15 protein-coding genes are annotated in these 15,510 nt (G+C 59.9%); 8 read left to right on the plus strand and 7 right to left on the minus strand.

The genetic code is table 11. The annotated features are described in order from the left end of the window. Positions 1–170: 170 nt before the first annotated feature. Positions 171–1,013, minus strand: coding sequence for an aromatic amino acid exporter YddG (gene yddG, locus AC0QKW_RS09725; RefSeq protein ID WP_473150906.1), 843 nt, complete (start codon positions 1,011–1,013; stop codon positions 171–173). 139 nt (positions 1,014–1,152) lie between these two features. Between yddG and AC0QKW_RS09730 the strand changes: the two genes are divergently transcribed. The 5 genes from AC0QKW_RS09730 to AC0QKW_RS09750 all read left to right on the plus strand — a co-directional run bounded on the left by AC0QKW_RS09730 (position 1,153) and on the right by AC0QKW_RS09750 (position 5,408). Further along, complete coding sequence (locus AC0QKW_RS09730) at positions 1,153–1,812, plus strand: ABC transporter ATP-binding protein (protein ID WP_473150867.1); 660 nt, start codon at positions 1,153–1,155, stop codon at positions 1,810–1,812. Then, a complete protein-coding gene (locus AC0QKW_RS09735; RefSeq protein WP_473150868.1) occupies positions 1,812–2,615 on the plus strand; it encodes an ABC transporter permease in 804 nt (267 codons plus the stop codon). Before AC0QKW_RS09730 ends, AC0QKW_RS09735 begins: the two co-directional genes overlap by 1 nt. 65 nt (positions 2,616–2,680) lie before the next feature. Next, complete coding sequence (locus AC0QKW_RS09740; RefSeq protein WP_473150869.1) at positions 2,681–2,842, plus strand: hypothetical protein; 162 nt, start codon at positions 2,681–2,683, stop codon at positions 2,840–2,842. A gap of 102 nt (positions 2,843–2,944) precedes the next feature. Next, entirely contained in the window at positions 2,945–4,408 is a 1,464-nt protein-coding gene (locus tag AC0QKW_RS09745; protein ID WP_473150870.1) for an ATPase domain-containing protein, read from the plus strand. Beyond that, the gene (locus AC0QKW_RS09750; RefSeq protein ID WP_473150871.1) at positions 4,395–5,408 is read left to right on the plus strand and encodes a diguanylate cyclase; all 1,014 of its coding nucleotides are present in this window, start codon (positions 4,395–4,397) and stop codon (positions 5,406–5,408) included. The genes AC0QKW_RS09745 and AC0QKW_RS09750 overlap by 14 nt, the downstream gene beginning before the upstream one ends. On the opposite strand, the gene uraH is transcribed toward AC0QKW_RS09750, so the two are convergent. After that, positions 5,405–5,764, minus strand: coding sequence for a hydroxyisourate hydrolase (gene uraH, locus AC0QKW_RS09755; RefSeq protein ID WP_473150872.1), 360 nt, complete (start codon positions 5,762–5,764; stop codon positions 5,405–5,407). The two genes, AC0QKW_RS09750 and uraH, sit on opposite strands and share 4 nt — an antisense overlap. Before the next feature lie 265 nt (positions 5,765–6,029). On the opposite strand from uraH, the gene AC0QKW_RS09760 reads away from it, so the two are divergent. Then, positions 6,030–6,365: an ArsR/SmtB family transcription factor gene (locus AC0QKW_RS09760; protein ID WP_473150873.1), complete on the plus strand. Its 336-nt coding sequence runs from the start codon at positions 6,030–6,032 to the stop codon at positions 6,363–6,365. Positions 6,366–6,415: 50 nt separating this feature from the next. On the opposite strand, the gene AC0QKW_RS09765 is transcribed toward AC0QKW_RS09760, so the two are convergent. After that, a complete protein-coding gene (locus AC0QKW_RS09765; protein WP_473150874.1) occupies positions 6,416–7,870 on the minus strand; it encodes a peroxidase family protein in 1,455 nt (484 codons plus the stop codon). A 154-nt stretch (positions 7,871–8,024) separates the two neighbouring features. Between AC0QKW_RS09765 and AC0QKW_RS09770 the strand changes: the two genes are divergently transcribed. After that, on the plus strand, positions 8,025–9,437 hold the full coding sequence (locus AC0QKW_RS09770; protein ID WP_473150875.1) for an amidase: 1,413 nt from the start codon (positions 8,025–8,027) through the stop codon (positions 9,435–9,437). A 114-nt stretch (positions 9,438–9,551) separates the two neighbouring features. On the opposite strand, the gene AC0QKW_RS09775 is transcribed toward AC0QKW_RS09770, so the two are convergent. Beyond that, entirely contained in the window at positions 9,552–10,094 is a 543-nt protein-coding gene (locus AC0QKW_RS09775; protein ID WP_473150876.1) for a late competence development ComFB family protein, read from the minus strand. A 160-nt stretch (positions 10,095–10,254) separates the two neighbouring features. After that, positions 10,255–10,467, minus strand: a complete 213-nt coding sequence (locus AC0QKW_RS09780; RefSeq protein ID WP_473150877.1) for an Hfq-related RNA-binding protein — start codon at positions 10,465–10,467, stop codon at positions 10,255–10,257. Positions 10,468–10,608: 141 nt separating this feature from the next. Between AC0QKW_RS09780 and dapF the strand changes: the two genes are divergently transcribed. Continuing rightward, positions 10,609–11,481 carry a diaminopimelate epimerase gene (dapF, locus tag AC0QKW_RS09785; protein ID WP_473150878.1) on the plus strand — a complete coding sequence of 291 codons (873 nt, stop codon included), beginning with the start codon at positions 10,609–10,611 and terminating at the stop codon, positions 11,479–11,481. A gap of 57 nt (positions 11,482–11,538) precedes the next feature. Here the strand turns inward: dapF and AC0QKW_RS09790 are convergent, their stop codons facing one another. Next, a complete protein-coding gene (locus AC0QKW_RS09790) occupies positions 11,539–12,189 on the minus strand; it encodes an HAD-IA family hydrolase (protein ID WP_473150879.1) in 651 nt (216 codons plus the stop codon). 220 nt (positions 12,190–12,409) lie between these two features. Continuing rightward, the gene (gcvP, locus tag AC0QKW_RS09795) at positions 12,410–15,376 is read right to left on the minus strand and encodes an aminomethyl-transferring glycine dehydrogenase (protein ID WP_473150880.1); all 2,967 of its coding nucleotides are present in this window, start codon (positions 15,374–15,376) and stop codon (positions 12,410–12,412) included. Between the last annotated feature and the right edge of the window lie 134 nt (positions 15,377–15,510).

Here is a 15,510-nt window from a genome sequence, read left to right on the forward strand (position 1 = left end):
CGACTGCGAGCCATGGGATTAAGTCCCACTTACAACCCAATACATTCATCGTTATACTCCCTAGTCCCGTCATAAGAACCTTAAGTTTGCTCCGATGACCGCTGTGCGCCCCTACGGGTTGGCCGGGCTGGGAAACGGGGGTATGGAATTCAGATTTGGGATGAGTTCTTTTAGCTGCGTTTTGTCTCTGCCCCAGGCCAAAAGAAATCTAGCCCTGCCAGCAGGGCTCCGCCGACGATCAGCCCACAGGCCAATCCCACCGTCGCTGTGGCCTCAGCCCGCCCAGCAGCGATCAGCAGCAGGGTCGAGAGCAGCGGTGCCGCGTAGGAGAGTGCCCCCAAAACCCGAATATTGCCCCGCTTCACGCCATAATCCCAGGTAAAGAAGGCCAGCCCTACTGGCCCCAGGCCCAGGGCCAGAATGGCGACCCATTCCCAGCCAGTGGGCCATACTGTTGGCTCAAACAGGGCGTGGCAGATCCATGCCAGTATGGCTGTCGCCCCACAGAAGCCACCCACTGCGCTGGTGGGAATGGCCCCAAAGCGGCGCGACAAAATGGAATAGCCCGACCAGGTGAGGGCGCAGACCAGGGCCGCCAGATAGCCGGTGGTGTACTGGGCATCGAAGCTAAAGCCCTGGCCTTTGGTGACCAAGAGAGCGGCACCGAGAAAGCCTGCGATCGCCCCCGCCCCGTGAAACCACCGCAGCCGCTCCCCCGGCAGCAGCGCCGAAAAAAACACGATCAGCAGCGGCCACAGGTAGGCGATCAGGCTGGCCTCTACGGCTGGGGCCTGGCGCAGGGCCAAAAAATAGAAAAAGTGGTAGCCAAACAGCCCGCCAATGCCGAGAAGCCACACCCGCCAGGGCAGCCGCAGGTGGTGCAGCACCGAGCCGCCCGATCGCAACCAGGCGATCGCCCCCACCACCAGCGACACGGTAAACGCCATCGCCGTCAGCTGGAAGGGGGGCACGGTGCCGCTGAGGTCGGTGAGCAGGGCCAGGGTGGCCCACATCAGCACCGCAGAGAACCCGATCACCGTCGGCTGTCGCTGGTTTTGCCCTGGTTTCACAGATGTTTTCCTCAGATATGCTTCGCTGTGTATTGTAGAGAGACCCCTGCCCAAAACCTCGTCAGGGCAAAGTTTGCAGGTCATGACCGAGCCGAGTTTACCCCTGTTTGCCGCTGCCAACCTGGGTCGCCACCTGATAGATCGATGGCTGTGGCGGGGGGTGAGCTTTGACCTACGGGCCGGAGACTGTGTAGGTCTGGTGGCCCCCTCCGGTGCAGGCAAAACGCTGCTCATGCGCAACCTAGTGCTGCTCGACCCGATTCAGCAGGGAGAGGTCAACTTGGCGGGCAAGTCGCCCGCCGAATGGGGGGTGCCCGCCTACCGCAGCCGGGTGATGTACGTGCCCCAGCGGGCCGTTGCCCTCAACGGCACCGTAAAGGATGACCTCAAGCGAGTCTTTGAACTAGAGATTTACCGCCAACGTCAGTTTGCCCCCGCTCTCATTCACGCCTGGCTAGATACACTGGGCCGTGGTCCTGAGTTCCTCAATCTGCAAGGGGCTCGACTTTCGGGGGGGGAGGCTCAAATTTTGGCGCTGCTGCGGGCGCTCCAGCTTAGCCCCCAGGTGCTGATCTTGGATGAACCGACCGCATCCCTCGATGCCGCCACCACAGGCCAGGTGGAATCTCTGCTGCACGATTGGCTCCATCAGGGCGATCGCGCCTGCCTGCTGACCAGCCACGACACCGCGCAAATTCGCCGAGTCACCCACCGCCAGATCTCCTTGGAGGACTTTCGGTAATGGAAACCACTTACATGGTCATTGGCTACGGGCAGCTAGCCCTCGCCGCGCTGCTGATCGGGGTGAATGTGGCGCTGTCGATCGCCCTTCAGCTGGGCCTAGCCCAGTCGCTGCTGATGGCAACGGTGCGCATGGTCGTACAGCTCTTGCTGATTGGCTTTGTGCTGGAGTGGCTGTTTACCCAAGACAATCCCCTGATTATTCTGGCGATCGCCCTGGTGATGACGGCGATCGCAGGTGTCTCTGCCGTCAATCGCACTCAGCAACGATTTGCCGGTATCTACTGGCACAGTTTAGTCTCAGTCCTCTCCGCATCGGCCCTGGTGACGGGGTTTGCCATGGTCGGCATCATTCGCGTACAGCCCTGGTACGACCCCCAGTACCTGATTCCGATACTGGGCATGGTGCTGGGCAACACCCTCAGCGGCATTTCTCTGGGTCTAGATCGCTTCATGGAGGGGCTCGTCACCCAGCGCGACCAGGTTGAAACCCGGCTGGCCCTTGGCGCTACCCGCTGGGAGGCGGCCCACAGCCAGGTGCGCGAGGCCATCCGCATCGGCATGATACCCAGCATCAATTCGATGATGGTGATGGGCCTGGTCAGCCTGCCCGGAATGATGACCGGACAGATCTTGGCTGGGGCCAACCCCATCGATGCAGTGCGCTACCAAATCGTGATCATGTTTATGATCGCCGCCGGGGCCGCCCTCGGGATATTTGGCGTGGTGCTGCTGGCCTACCGCCGCCTGCTCAGCCCCGACCACCAGCTGCGGCTCGACCGTTTGCAATCAGTCAGTCGGTAATCTGTCTACCAGAGAACTAAAGTCCTTAGCCCGCATGGTTCATGACCTTAGGGGGATGGGGGGACATGCCCGTTTTTCTGGGCATCTGGCTAAAGCGGCATCGTTTCGAGCAGGTTCGCGCCGGTGCGGGCATGACAGCCGCCCGATTCTGGCTTGGTGAATCACCCAGGCTAGGCCTCGAAAACGGCCTGAGAGCTGATTTTTTATTAGTTTACAATCTGATCTAAGCGAGGCGTTTGGTGCCACGATTGAGATCAAGAGGCTGGTGTGTCCTAAGCTCAGCACGTAGCGCTTGCCAGTTTGCCCTAGCCGTAGAACCTTCGTACAAAATGCCAACCCACGACAATAAGCGTCTTTCGTCAGGAATTGAGGGCTTAGATGAGATTTTAGGCGGGGGCTTTCCGACAGGGCAGGCGTATTTGGCCAGGGGGGGGCCGGGCTGTGGCAAAACTACCCTGGGCTGGCATTTTCTAACCCACAACCTGGAGGATGGCACACCGCGCCTCTTCATCACTTTGGGAGAATCGGGCGAGCAGCTCAAGCGTAACGGGGCAGCATCGGGCTTTCCGGTAGAGGCGGTGACAGTATTAGATCTTAGCCCCGATGCAGACTTCTTTATACAAAATCAGGGGTACGATATTTTTGCCACTGCCCAGGTCGAGCAGGGGCCACTGACCGATCGCATTGTCGAGCAGGTCAAGGCTACCCAGCCCCAGCGGGTGTTTATCGACTCGATGACCCAGCTGCGCTACGTGGCCACCGATGGTTACCAGTTTCGCCAGCAGGTAGTAGGCTTTTTGCGGTTTTTACTGCACCAGGGGGCGACGGTGCTGTTTACCTCCGAGGCCAGCCAAGAGGCCCCCGATGAAGATTTACAGTTTATCAGCGATGGCATTCTCACCCTAGAAATGCACAGAGAAGGGCGACACATTGAGGTGTCTAAGCTGCGGGGCAGCGAGTTTCGCAAGGGCCCCCACACCATGCGGATCTGCGATCGCGGCTTAGTCGTCTTTCCCCATCTGGTGTCTGGTAACGAGCACGTGGCCACGGGCAAACCGAAACTCTGCCCCTCTGGCATTCCTGAAATTGACGAGTTGCTCAGCGGCGGCATCGAAACCGGCACCGTGACGATTATCTCTGGCCCCAGCGGCGTGGGCAAGACGACACTGGGTCTGCAATTTATTAAAGAGGCGGCAGGGCGGGGCGATCGCTCAGTGGTCTACCTCTTTGAAGAGGCCGTCGATACCCTGCTCAACCGCTGCGAGGGCATCAACATACCGGTGCGGGCCATGGTCGAGCGGGGCACCCTGGCGGTGACCAGGGTAGACCCACTGCTCTACTCACCCGATGAGTTTGCCCATCGAGTGCGCATTGAAGTCGAGCAGTTGGACACCAAGATCATCATGATCGACAGCGTGTTGGGCTATAAGCTGTCATTTCAGGAAGATGATTTGATCCGCAATATTCACAGCCTTTGTCAGTACCTCAAGGGTCTAGGCGTCACCACCATCCTGACCAACGAGGTCGCATCGATTACCGGCGACTTTAAAGCCACCGAACTGGGCGTGTCTTACCTGGCCGACAATATTATCTTTCTGCGCTACTTAGAAGTACAGGGCCAGATGCGGCGGGCCATTGGTGTTTTAAAGAAGCGTCTCAGTGATTTTGAGAAGACTTTACGGGAGTTTGAAATTTCCCGCTACGGCATTAAGGTGGGCCGACCATTGACTCAGCTGCGGGGCATCCTAAGTGGAGTTCCTGAATTTATTAAGTCCCACAATGATGATGCCTGAGGTATATTCCCGTCCGCCCGATGCTCCAGACCACGACAGTCGATGGCGATCCCGCATCTTTTTGGGAGTAGATCATCCCCAAAATTATCAGTTGCTGACAACGCTACTGGGGCGGTTTTATAGCCTGCAAGACCAACCCACAGGCAAGCTCAACTGGGGCAATGCCTTTGATCTCTGCATCTTTGACACCTCGTTTTTTGGCCGTTGCACCCCAGAGATTGCTGCGCAACGGGAGGCCGCTAAACCAGTTTTTTTGCCCTTTTTGCTATTGCTCAAACGTTCCCATCTGTCCCTGCTCAAGCCCTACCAACGACAGCAGGTCGACGATGTGATCGCCATGCCCGTAGACCAAACTGAGCTGCTGCTGCGGGTAGAGTCGATGTTGCACGCGCGGATACAGGCTCTGCAACTGGAGGCTCTGCTAGCCCAAGAGCGGCTACAGGAGCAACAGCTTAAGGCCGACAACCAGATTTTGCAGCAAATGGCGACCCAAGACGGCCTGACCGGCATCTCAAATCGGCGGGCCTTGGACGAAAAGCTCGCCTACGAGTGGAAGCTAGCTCGCCGAGAGCAAACTCCACTGACCGTGATTCTCTGCGATGTCGACTATTTCAAGCTCTATAACGATACCTACGGGCATATCTTGGGCGATCAGTGTCTCCAGGCGATCGCAGGCATACTCGACACCGTAGTGCGACGCCCGGCAGATATGGCAGCCCGCTACGGCGGCGAAGAGTTTGCCCTAATTTTGCCGAATACCGATACTGATGGGGCGCTGCACCTGCTTAACCACATTCGCAGTATGCTTAGAGCCCGTGCCATCCCCCATCAAACCTCGCCCATTAGTCCCTGCGTCAGCATGAGCTTTGGTCTAGCCGAGGTGGTGCCGTCAGAGCAAGTTCGCTCTAGCGATCTGCTCAATGCGGCTGACAGAGCGCTGTACCAGGCTAAGGCCGAGGGACGCGATCGCGCCGTTGTCGCCTCCACCTTAACCCCTTAGCTGCCTCGGTAGGTGCTGTAAGACCAGGGCGATACCAGCAGCGGCACATGGTAGTTGCCGCCGGGGTCAGCCACCGTAAATCGAATGGGAATTTGATCAAGGAACGGTGGCTCGGAGAGAGTCGCCCCCGACTGGGCAAAATAGGCCGCCACATCAAAGGTGATTTCGTAGGTACCCTTGTGGAGCTCGTCGCCCTCTAGCAGGGGCTCATCGGTACGGCCATCGATGTTGGTTTCAACGGTTTTGAGCGCCGTTTTAATGTCTGCTTCTTTATTAATGGCCCAGACTGTGAGCCGCAGTGAGGCGGCGGGCTTACCCAGGGCCGTATCGAGAACGTGGGTGGAGAGTCTGCCCATTGTGGTGATCAATCATGCCAAATAGCTACAGACAAAGCATATAGTAAGAAGCCCTTGGATGGAGGTTTGCCCTCAATAATTCCAGACAGTCTGGCCTAGGGGCAAAAAGGGGTTGCCGAGCACAGGCATGCGTTCAAGCATTCTGGTGCCTCGCAGGGGCGCACGGCTTGGGGCCGATCGCCCCCCGAACCAGCCGTTGCCGCAGCCCTAACAGGGCTGGTCAGCTCTGCTAAGCTGAAAGCCAACCGTTGTAAACCCCACATCAATGTCCCTAGGACTGCAAACCGCTTCGTCCGCTGCCACGATTGCCAAGTTTAAGGCCCTGTCTGACCCGCTGCGGCTAGAGGTGATCGAGCTGCTGCGATCGCAGGAAATGTGCGTGTGCGATCTGCGCGATCGCATGGGCATTGCCCAGTCAAAACTCTCCTTTCACCTCAAAACCCTGCGCGAAGCGGGGCTGATCTCGGCCCGCCAAGACGGTCGCTGGATCTATTACAGCCTCAACCCTGCCGAGTTTAGCGACCTCGAAGCCTACATCAGTGCCCTGGGTCGCCTCAGCCCCCAGCGTTCGGCCTGCCCCTGCCCCCCCGATCGCCAGTAGGGGCGCAGCATGCTGCGCCCCTACAAACCAGATAGCGTTAGCGTTGCGCCTTAGCCAGCCACGGGTGCGGGCTGAGGGGCTGGGGCTTCAGCAGCGAGGGTGGGCAGGGCAGGAGGCTCGGCCACGCCGGCAAACTTCAGCAGATCCGCCATTTTGAAGTCGCCGTCGCTGCCCAGGGTGGGCTTCCAGCTGGGCTGCTGGCAAAGGTACGACAACCCGTCGGTTTGCAGCAGACCAATAAACACCTCGGCCACAATGCGACCGCCCACAGGGCCGAGCGATCGCCCATCGGCGCGCTTGTCGGCTTCCCGCAGCACGTAAAACCACAGCGGCGTGCTGTGGGCCAGACCGGGGGCGATCGCCGCCACATCCGCCAGGTCAGCGGCAGACAGGGGCGCAATCCCCATGCGGCGGGCAACGGTTTGCCCCGAGGGCAGCCCAAAAGTCAAGTGGCGCAGCAGGTTGCGCTGGGCCAGCGAGGCCGGGTTCGATGCCATATTGGGTGGAATAAACGGCAGCTGAAACAGAGGCCGAGAGATCGTGGCATCGATGCGCTGGCTCAGCTGGGGCGTATCGGTTTCATTCAGCTTGAAGAAGTTGCGCCAGTCCATCACCCGCTCTGGAGGCAGCGGCTTGCCGCTCGACAGGTCGTTGCCGCCCGAGCCAGGGGGCACAAAGATGGCCGCCGCAAAATTTTGGTTGATGCGGTAGCCGCCGCGCACCTGGCTGTGGCCAAAACGGTAGGCCGCCACCGAAAACTCGACTGGAATGTAGGGCTCGCGCCGCCAGAAGGTGCTGTAGAACCGGCGGCCCCGGTTGAGCACCGTATCGACTACCTTTTGACCCACCAGCAGCGGCAGAAACTCGTGCAGCACAATCCACTGGTAGTGCCAGCGCACCAGCTTTTGGGCTTCGTCAAACAGCTGCTCAGGGTCAACCCCGTCGGCCTTGAGCTGGTCGATTACGGCGTTGTGAAACTTGACGAAGGCCAGGTGTAGCTGCGACACGATCAGGTTTTCGTCGTTGCGGGGGTCGCCCAGCAGTGCGGTGCCCTGGCTGTTGCGGGCCAGGTCGTGGGGGCGATCGCGATCGATCAGCAGCTTGCCACGATTGGCGGGGCTGTTGTCGTATAGCCAGGGGCTGGCGGTGGGGCCAGCGCCGTAGACACTGTCTAACTCAAAGGATGGGGTGCGGAAGTTTTCGATCGCCTCGGGGTCAGACTGGCGCTCTAAGCTGGAGGTAGGGTCGAAGGTGAGGTCGTGGTCGATGAACTGGCCGAGAAAGGTAAACCCAGCCGGAATCGCCGGATTGTCGGGGTTGTTGGTAGGGCCGGGGTCCATAATGCCCTCGGCCTTGCCCAGCTCCATCAGGGCTTGACGAACGGCGGGGGTGTCTTGGGCAAAGGGACGGGTGCAGCGAAACATTCTGCCGAAGCGGCCCCGTGCTGGCACCCGAAAGCGGGGGGGAGCCGTGTCTCTGAGATACATTTGACCGTGCCTTGTCATGGCATACCTCGTGTAGTGCTAACTCAGTGGATGGCCCCATCATGGCAACGGGGTTGGGCGATCGCCATGACCCGCGCGGGTACTTTTTGGGGTGCCCGCCCAGGGCTTGATATTCTGAAGGCACCCCATTTCTTGCCCTCAGCCCTACTGGTCTATGAACTCAGTCGATCTGGCCTTCTTACCCGCCGTCGAACAAGCCCGGCTGATTCGCAGCAAACAAGTCTCCCCGCTAGAGCTGGCGGAGATCTATCTGGAGCGCATTGAGCGGCTAAACCCGGCCCTGGGGGCCTACGTAACGGTAATGGCAGAGCAGGCCCTGGCCGACGCCAGAACCAAGACCGAGCACCTGGCCCGCAACCCCGACGACCTGCCGCCCCTGTTTGGCGTGAGCGTGTCGGTCAAAGACCTCAACCCGGTGGCGGGGGTGCCCTGCGCCTACGGGGTGAAGGCGGCCTGCGATCGCATTGCCCCCCAAGACGACTACATCGTCAGCAAGCTGCGCCAAGCCGGAATGGTGATTTTGGGCAAAACCGCCACCTCCCAACTCGGTTCCCTACCCTACACCGAGCCACCGGGCTTTCCCCCCGCCCGCAACCCGTGGCATTTAGACTACACACCGGGCGGGTCGAGCGGCGGCGGGGCAGCGGCGCTGGCGGCGGGGCTGTGCGCTATTTCCCAGGGGTCAGACGGCGGCGGTTCTCTGCGCGGGCCAGCCTTTTGCTGTGGCCTGGTGGGTCTGAAAGCCTCCCGAGGGCGGATTAGCTTTTCGCCCGTGGGGGAGCGGCTGAACGGGCTGGCGGTCAACGGCCCCCTGGGGCGCACCGTGGCCGACACGGCGGCCCTGCTAGACGTGCTCAGCGGCTACGAACTGGGCGACCCCTACTGGCTGCCCGACCCCAACCCCTCTTTTCTCGATGGGTTGCAGACCCCGCCGAAACCCCTGCGCATTGGCTATGCCACCCGCCTAGACCCCATCGGCGACGCCGACCCGGTGTGCCGTCAGGCCATCTACGAGACCGTGCAGCGGGTCGAAGACCTGGGCCACACCGCCGAAGAGATCACCTTCCCCAACCTAGAAGCCTTAATTGAGCCTTTTATCGTGCTGTGGGAATGCGTGATTGCAGAGGTGGGGGTGCCCTTTGTGGTACTCGAAAAAATGAACCGCTGGCTCTACTGGCGGGCCTGGCGCATCAACAGCGGGGCCTATCTGCGGGCAGCGGCTCAGCTCCAGCAGGTGGCGCGGCAGGTAGTGCAGTTTTGCCAGCCCTACGACGTGCTGATTTTGCCGGTTTACATGCACCCGACGATTAAGGTGGGTGAGTGGCGGGGGCTGCGATCGCCCAAATTACTCAAAAATGTGATCAACTGGGTGGCCCCCTGCCCGCCCTTCAACGCCAGCGGCCAGCCCGCCCTGGCTATTCCTACCGGGTTTGGCCCCCAGGGGTTGCCCGTGGGGGTGCAGCTGGTGGGCCCCCCCGCCGATGAGGCCACACTATTTGCCCTCGCCGCCCAGCTAGAGCAGGTAAACCCCTGGAGCCAAGAACGCCCAGCCTTTGCCAATGGGTAAGGACGCATCGCGGTGCGCCCTTACCCATTGGGAGACAGGATTTTAAAGAAGAAAACCAGGGCCGCGATCGCAACCCTGGTCAGGCAGATATGGATAGGGTAGCCGCAGCAGAGTTTAGACTTTTCCAGCGGGCTCAAACTTGTGGGCGTGGTCTTGCAGCAGCGAGCTGACCTGGTTGAGCACGTTGTCGCCCTTCTTCTGAATGGTCTGGCGCTCGGGGTAAAAGTCGGGCTGGTCGAGGTTGCGGGAAATCGCCTGCTGCACCTGTTCGGCAATCAGGTCAGACAGCTCACCCCGAGCATTTTCGCGCTGGAAGTTAGCCCCTTCTTCGGTGGTGGCGTAGAGGGGCGGCAGCCGGTTGAGAGCATAGGCGGCAATGTCGCCCAGGTCGAGGGTCTTGTCAGAGCTAGCCTCGATTTCGGCCACCCGCGAAATCGCTTCGGTGAGCACCAGTTCTTCCATCACGTTGATAAACTGCTTGCGGGGTACAGCTACCACCTCGCCAGTCAGCAGGGCACCCATCAGGCGATCGAGGGCCATGTATTCTTCGATAGAAAGCTCGGCGGCGGTGTCGCAGATTCGACCCACCTCCGCCTCCATCGCAGGAGTCAGGTAGCCGTCCTGTAGGGCTTGTTCAACAATTTTTTCGATAGTCATTGGGCTAAACGCTCCATAAAACTGATGGACTGAGGGCTTTTGATAAAATCGGAAGACTGAGTATCCACAGGATGAGGTATCTACCTATGCTAGTGTGCCCCGTTCAGCCGGGTGGGCCACAGAGGAAATTGTGAAGACTGCTTAGAGTTAAAGTAACGAGTCAAGAATATTTCAAGAAGCCGATCGCCTGTTTCCACACTTGATGTTTGCTGCCGTCTTCTGTCTCCAAACAGATGCATTGGGGATCTTGCCAAACTACGCGACCGGCAATCAAATCTCCAGTCATCAGCTTAACTTCGATGATTTGTTTGTCTCGAATTAGACCTTGAATCTGGCGAACGCTCGGAAACCCGGTGGCAAACTCTTGGGACATGGTGCTGAACTGTGAACATAGGCTGGTCTTACGGTACCCCGTTCTACTCGCTTAGGAGACAGTCTGGGGGAATTTGTTAAGGAAAGCTACTTTGGTGAATAATAAGCTTGATTAACTCAGCCCTCAGAGACACCAGAGACCATGGAATTTAGCAAGTATCACGGCTTGGGCAACGACTTCATTTTGCTCGATAATCGCCACCAGCCGGAGCCATTGCTGTCTCCTGAGCAGGCGGTGACCTGGTGCGATCGCCACTTTGGCATTGGGGCCGACGGCGTGATCTTTGCGCTGCCGGGGCAAAACGGCACCGACTACACCATGCGCATTTTCAACTCTGACGGCTCTGAGCCAGAGATGTGCGGCAACGGCATTCGCTGTTTAGCCAAGTTTTTAGAAACCCTGGAGAGCAACGACGGCCAGGCTCCCCAGGTTCCCCACACCTACCGCATTCACACCCTGGCGGGGCTAATTTCACCTACCCTCCAGCCCGACGGCCAGGTGACGGTAGACATGGGGCCACCCCATCTGCTGGCGGGCGAAATCCCCACTACTTTAGTCGGAGACGACGAGAAGGTAGTCAATGTGCCCCTGGAGGTGGCCGGGCAGACTTGGCCGGTGACCTGCGTCAGCATGGGCAACCCCCACTGCATTACCTTCGTAGACGATGTGGCGGCGATTTCCGTTCCGGGAGGCCTTGCCAACGCCCTCGAAGCCCTCGGCCCCCAGTTCGAGCATCACCCGGCCTTTCCCCAGCGCATTAACACCGAGTTCATTCAGGTGGTGCGGCCCGACTATCTCAAAATGCGGGTGTGGGAGCGGGGCGCGGGCATTACCCTGGCCTGCGGTACCGGGGCCTGCGCCTCGCTGGTAGCGGGGGTGCTGAACGGGTTGTGCGATCGCGCCGCCACCGTAGAGCTACCCGGTGGCCCCCTGCATATCGAGTGGAAGGCCGCCGACAACCGTGTCTACATGACCGGCCCCGCCGAGCTTGTCTTTCGCGGAACCACCGTTTAACAAAATGTTCGCCAGCTAAAACGTCCCAACGTTCGGCTCGAACAAGAACCTGCGCTCCTACCGTCGCACTAAGATGCCATGTAGGCCAGCGCCCCTGGCTCCCGCGACATCTTCGGCTTCGCTGTCGCCTAGGTGCCAGGCCTGGCCAGCTTCACAGCGGTGTTTTTGCAGGGCGGTAGCAAAAATTAGCGGGTCGGGTTTAGCCGCCCCCGCCTCAGAGGAAATAGTAATCGAGCTGAAGTGGCTGAGCAGATCGAGGTGCTCTAGCACCTGGTAAAGCCGCGTATCAAAGTTAGAGATCACGCCGAGGGCAATACCGCGTCGCCGCCAGCGCTCTAGGGCCGGGGGCACATCGGGATAGATCACCCAGGGCTCGGCGGTCGCAAAGTAGGCGTAGAGGTCAGCAAAGAAGCCGTCAAAGTCAACAAACTTGTCGAGCACCGCAGCACTGCTAAAGGTCTGCTGGGCGATCACCCGCCACCAGTGATACTCCTGCTCGGGCACCAGAGCCGGTTCGCAGCCGGGGAAAGCCATCTCTGGAGCCGCCTTAAAAGCGCGGAAGAAAGCCTGATTCAACTCTTCTGCATCGGCGTCAATACCGTGGTGCTGAGCCAGATCGGCGTAGATCTGGCCCACGCTACCCTTCACCCCAAACAGGGTGCCAACGGCATCTAGAAAAATGACCTGGGGCTGGGGTGGATTGACCATCTAAAAAATCATCCAAAGGAGGTAACTAAAGTGAGTCGAGTGACGGGGGTATTGGATGATTTTAGGTTTAGCCAAACCATCTCAAGAAGCTACCCAACTAAGCCTGATCCAAATCTAGACGTGACGTTTTACCTGTAGAAAAACTAAGCTTAAGCTGGACTTGGGGGCTCATCGTTTTGTGACATAGAGCAAATATCGTTCTATTGTGCCCGGCCTCTACTCATGGCTCACTGTAGGCATCCATGCCAGCGCAGGAGCAGACCAGGTTGCGATCGCCATAGGCCTGGTCAATGCGATTGACCGCTGGCCAAAACTTAAACTGCCGGGTAAACGCCGTGGGAAATACCGCTGCTTCCCGACTGTAGGGCCGTTCCCAGGTGCTCACCAGGTCGGCAGCAGTGTGGGGGGCGTGCCGCAGCAGATTGTCCTCCGGGTCGGCCTTGCCAACTTCGATCGCCCGGATTTCGTCGCGAATGGCGATCATCGCCTCGCAGAAGCGGTCTAGCTCCGCCAGCGACTCGCTCTCGGTGGGCTCCACCATCAGCGTGCCCGCCACCGGCCACGACATGGTGGGCGGGTGAAAGCCGTAGTCGATCAGCCGCTTAGCCACATCTTCCACGCCAATATCCGCCGATTTCTTGAAGGGGCGCACGTCCAGAATACACTCATGGGCCACTCGCCCATTCTGCCCGGTGTAAAGAATGTCGTAGTGGTCTTTTAGCCGGTGGGCAATGTAGTTGGCGTTGAGAATTGCCACCTCAGTGGCCTTTTTGAGCCCCGCGCCGCCCATCATGGCGATGTACATCCACGAGATCGGCAGAATGCCGGCGCTCCCCCAGGGGGCCGAAGTCACCGCGCCAATGCCCTCGGCACCGCCGACCCCCGCCACCAGGCCATGACCCGGCAAGTACGGCACTAGGTGCGCTTGCACCCCAATTGGCCCGACCCCCGGCCCGCCCCCCCCGTGGGGAATGCAGAAGGTCTTGTGCAAGTTGAGATGGCAGACGTCAGCGCCAAAGTCCGCCGGGCGGCAGAGGCCCACCTGGGCATTCATATTGGCTCCATCCATGTAGACCTGGCCACCGTGGCGGTGCACGATCGCACAGATCTCCGCAATTTCTGCCTCAAACACGCCGTGGGTAGAGGGGTAGGTGACCATCAGCGCCGCCAGATTTTCGCTGTGCTTTTCGGCCTTGGCCCGCAGATCGGCAACATCAATATTGCCCTCGTCGTCGCAGGCCACGGGCACCACGGTCATGCCCGCCATCACGGCGCTGGCTGGGTTGGTGCCGTGGGCCGACTGGGGAATTAGGCACACCGTGCGGTGGGTGTCTCCCTGCTGCTGGTGGTACTCACGGATCACCAGCAGCCCAGCATATTCTCCCTGGGCGCCGGCGTTGGGCTGCAGAGAGATGCCCGCAAACCCGGTGATCTCTGCCAGCCAAGCTTCTAACTCGCTGAATAGCTGCTGATAGCCCTGGGCCTGGTCAACGGGCACAAAGGGGTGAATCTGGCCAAACTCTGCCCAGGTGACCGGCACCATCTCCGCCGTGGCGTTCAGCTTCATGGTGCAGGAGCCCAGGGGAATCATCGCCGTCGCCAGGGAGAGATCCTTATTTTGCAGACGATACAGGTACCGCAGCATCTCGGTTTCGCTGTGGTAGCGGTGGAATGTGGGGTGGGTCAGGTAGGAAGAGGTGCGGCGCAGGAAACGGGGGAGCGGGGGAGTGGGAGAGTAGGGGAGTGGGGGAGTGGGGGAGTGGATGGCATCCTCGCCTTGGTGGGGTAGGGGTGGGTCTGCGAGGAATGGTGAACTTGGATTTCCGGTAAAGATGGCGATCAGGTCTTGAAGATCTTGGTCAGTGACGGTTTCGTCTAGGGCGACGATTAGGGTTTCACCATTCCCTACGCGCAGGTTGATGCGGTGCTCTGCCGCGCGGGCGAGGATAGCAGGTTGAGCTGCACCGACGGTGACCCGGAGGGTGTCGAAGACGGGCGCGGTGCCCAGGGTGAATCCTGCCTGGACAAGCGCCCCAGCCAGGGTGAGGGTCTGCTGATGGATGCGGGCGGCGATCGCCCTCAACCCCTCCGGCCCATGGTACACCGCGTACATGCTGGCCATGATCGCCAGCAGCACCTGGGCGGTACAGATATTGCTGGTGGCGGCGTCCCGGCGGATGTGCTGCTCGCGGGTTTGCAGGGTCAGGCGCAGAGCGGGGTTGCCGTAGGTGTCTTTTGATACGCCCACCAGACGACCGGGCAGCTTGCGGGCAAAGCTGTTGCGGGTGGCAAAGAAGGCAGCGTGGGGGCCACCGTAGCCCAGGGGCACGCCAAAGCGTTGGCTATTGCCGACGACGATGTCAGCGCCAAACTCGCCGGGGGGCTTCAGCAGGGTCAGGCTGAGCAAGTCGGCGGCGACGATGACCAGGGCCTTCGCACTGTGGGACTGCGCGATGAATGCCTCGTAGTCGTAGATGGCGCCATCGGTGGCAGGATATTGCAGCAGCAGGCCAAAAACCGGGGTATCAAAGGCAAAGGTGCGATGATCGCCCACCACCACCTCAATGCCCAGGGGCAGGGCGCGGGTCTTCACAACATCGAGGGTCTGGGGGTGGCAGGCGGCAGACACCCAGAATGTCTTGGCGTCTTTTTTCTTGCGGGCGTTGAAGGCCAGAGTCATGGCCTCGGCGGCGGCGGTACCCTCGTCTAGGAGCGAGGCGTTGGCAATTTCCATGCCGGTCAGGTCGGTGATCACGGTCTGGAAGTTGAGCAGCGCCTCTAGCCGTCCCTGGGAGATCTCGGGCTGGTAGGGGGTGTACTGGGTGTACCAGCCGGGGTTCTCTAGCACGTTGCGCTGGATCACGGGCGGAGTAATCGTGTTGGCATAGCCCAGGCCCAGGTACGATCGCCACACTTGGTTCTGAGCTGCGATCGCCCTCAGTCGCGCCAGCGCCGCCGACTCATCTAGCCCCTGGGGCAGCGCCAGCGGCTCCGTCATCCGAATCGTCGCAGGCACCGTCGCCGCAATTAGATCCTCCAGAGACCCATAGCCCAGGGCCGCCAGCATAGTGGCCTGCTCCTGCTCCATCGGCCCTAGGTGGCGCGCAACAAAGGGGCTAAAGCCCGAAGGCGCAGCGGCTTGGAGAATCGTTTCAACCGGTCTGGTCTCTGAAGAAAGCTGTGTCATACCGATTTGCGACTAGCTCCTGACTGGGATAACGAAAGGCGATCGCCCCTAGGGTACGCCCCATCTCCATAATCTTGAAACATTCCCGGAAAATTTGCTGCTTTTAAAAGTGCAGGTTCCTTGGGATGAAAGCC

The sequence above is a fragment of the Pseudanabaena sp. PCC 9330 genome (assembly GCF_055795045.1).

What these genes read in the sequence shown, in the direction of transcription:
- AC0QKW_RS09750 (WP_473150871.1), top strand. Translation starts at nt 4,395, where the DNA reads ATGATGATGCCTGAGGTATATTCCCGTCCGCCCGATGCTCCAGACCAC.
- AC0QKW_RS09730 (WP_473150867.1), top strand. Translation starts at nt 1,153, where the DNA reads ATGACCGAGCCGAGTTTACCCCTGTTTGCCGCTGCCAACCTGGGTCGC.
- dapF (WP_473150878.1), top strand. Translation starts at nt 10,609, where the DNA reads ATGGAATTTAGCAAGTATCACGGCTTGGGCAACGACTTCATTTTGCTC.
- AC0QKW_RS09770 (WP_473150875.1), top strand. Translation starts at nt 8,025, where the DNA reads ATGAACTCAGTCGATCTGGCCTTCTTACCCGCCGTCGAACAAGCCCGG.
- yddG (WP_473150906.1), bottom strand. Translation starts at nt 1,013, where the DNA reads ATGTGGGCCACCCTGGCCCTGCTCACCGACCTCAGCGGCACCGTGCCC.
- AC0QKW_RS09760 (WP_473150873.1), top strand. Translation starts at nt 6,030, where the DNA reads ATGTCCCTAGGACTGCAAACCGCTTCGTCCGCTGCCACGATTGCCAAG.
- AC0QKW_RS09745 (WP_473150870.1), top strand. Translation starts at nt 2,945, where the DNA reads ATGCCAACCCACGACAATAAGCGTCTTTCGTCAGGAATTGAGGGCTTA.
- AC0QKW_RS09780 (WP_473150877.1), bottom strand. Translation starts at nt 10,467, where the DNA reads ATGTCCCAAGAGTTTGCCACCGGGTTTCCGAGCGTTCGCCAGATTCAA.
- AC0QKW_RS09775 (WP_473150876.1), bottom strand. Translation starts at nt 10,094, where the DNA reads ATGACTATCGAAAAAATTGTTGAACAAGCCCTACAGGACGGCTACCTG.
- AC0QKW_RS09740 (WP_473150869.1), top strand. Translation starts at nt 2,681, where the DNA reads ATGCCCGTTTTTCTGGGCATCTGGCTAAAGCGGCATCGTTTCGAGCAG.
- AC0QKW_RS09765 (WP_473150874.1), bottom strand. Translation starts at nt 7,870, where the DNA reads ATGACAAGGCACGGTCAAATGTATCTCAGAGACACGGCTCCCCCCCGC.
- AC0QKW_RS09790 (WP_473150879.1), bottom strand. Translation starts at nt 12,189, where the DNA reads ATGGTCAATCCACCCCAGCCCCAGGTCATTTTTCTAGATGCCGTTGGC.
- gcvP (WP_473150880.1), bottom strand. Translation starts at nt 15,376, where the DNA reads ATGACACAGCTTTCTTCAGAGACCAGACCGGTTGAAACGATTCTCCAA.
- AC0QKW_RS09735 (WP_473150868.1), top strand. Translation starts at nt 1,812, where the DNA reads ATGGAAACCACTTACATGGTCATTGGCTACGGGCAGCTAGCCCTCGCC.
- uraH (WP_473150872.1), bottom strand. Translation starts at nt 5,764, where the DNA reads ATGGGCAGACTCTCCACCCACGTTCTCGATACGGCCCTGGGTAAGCCC.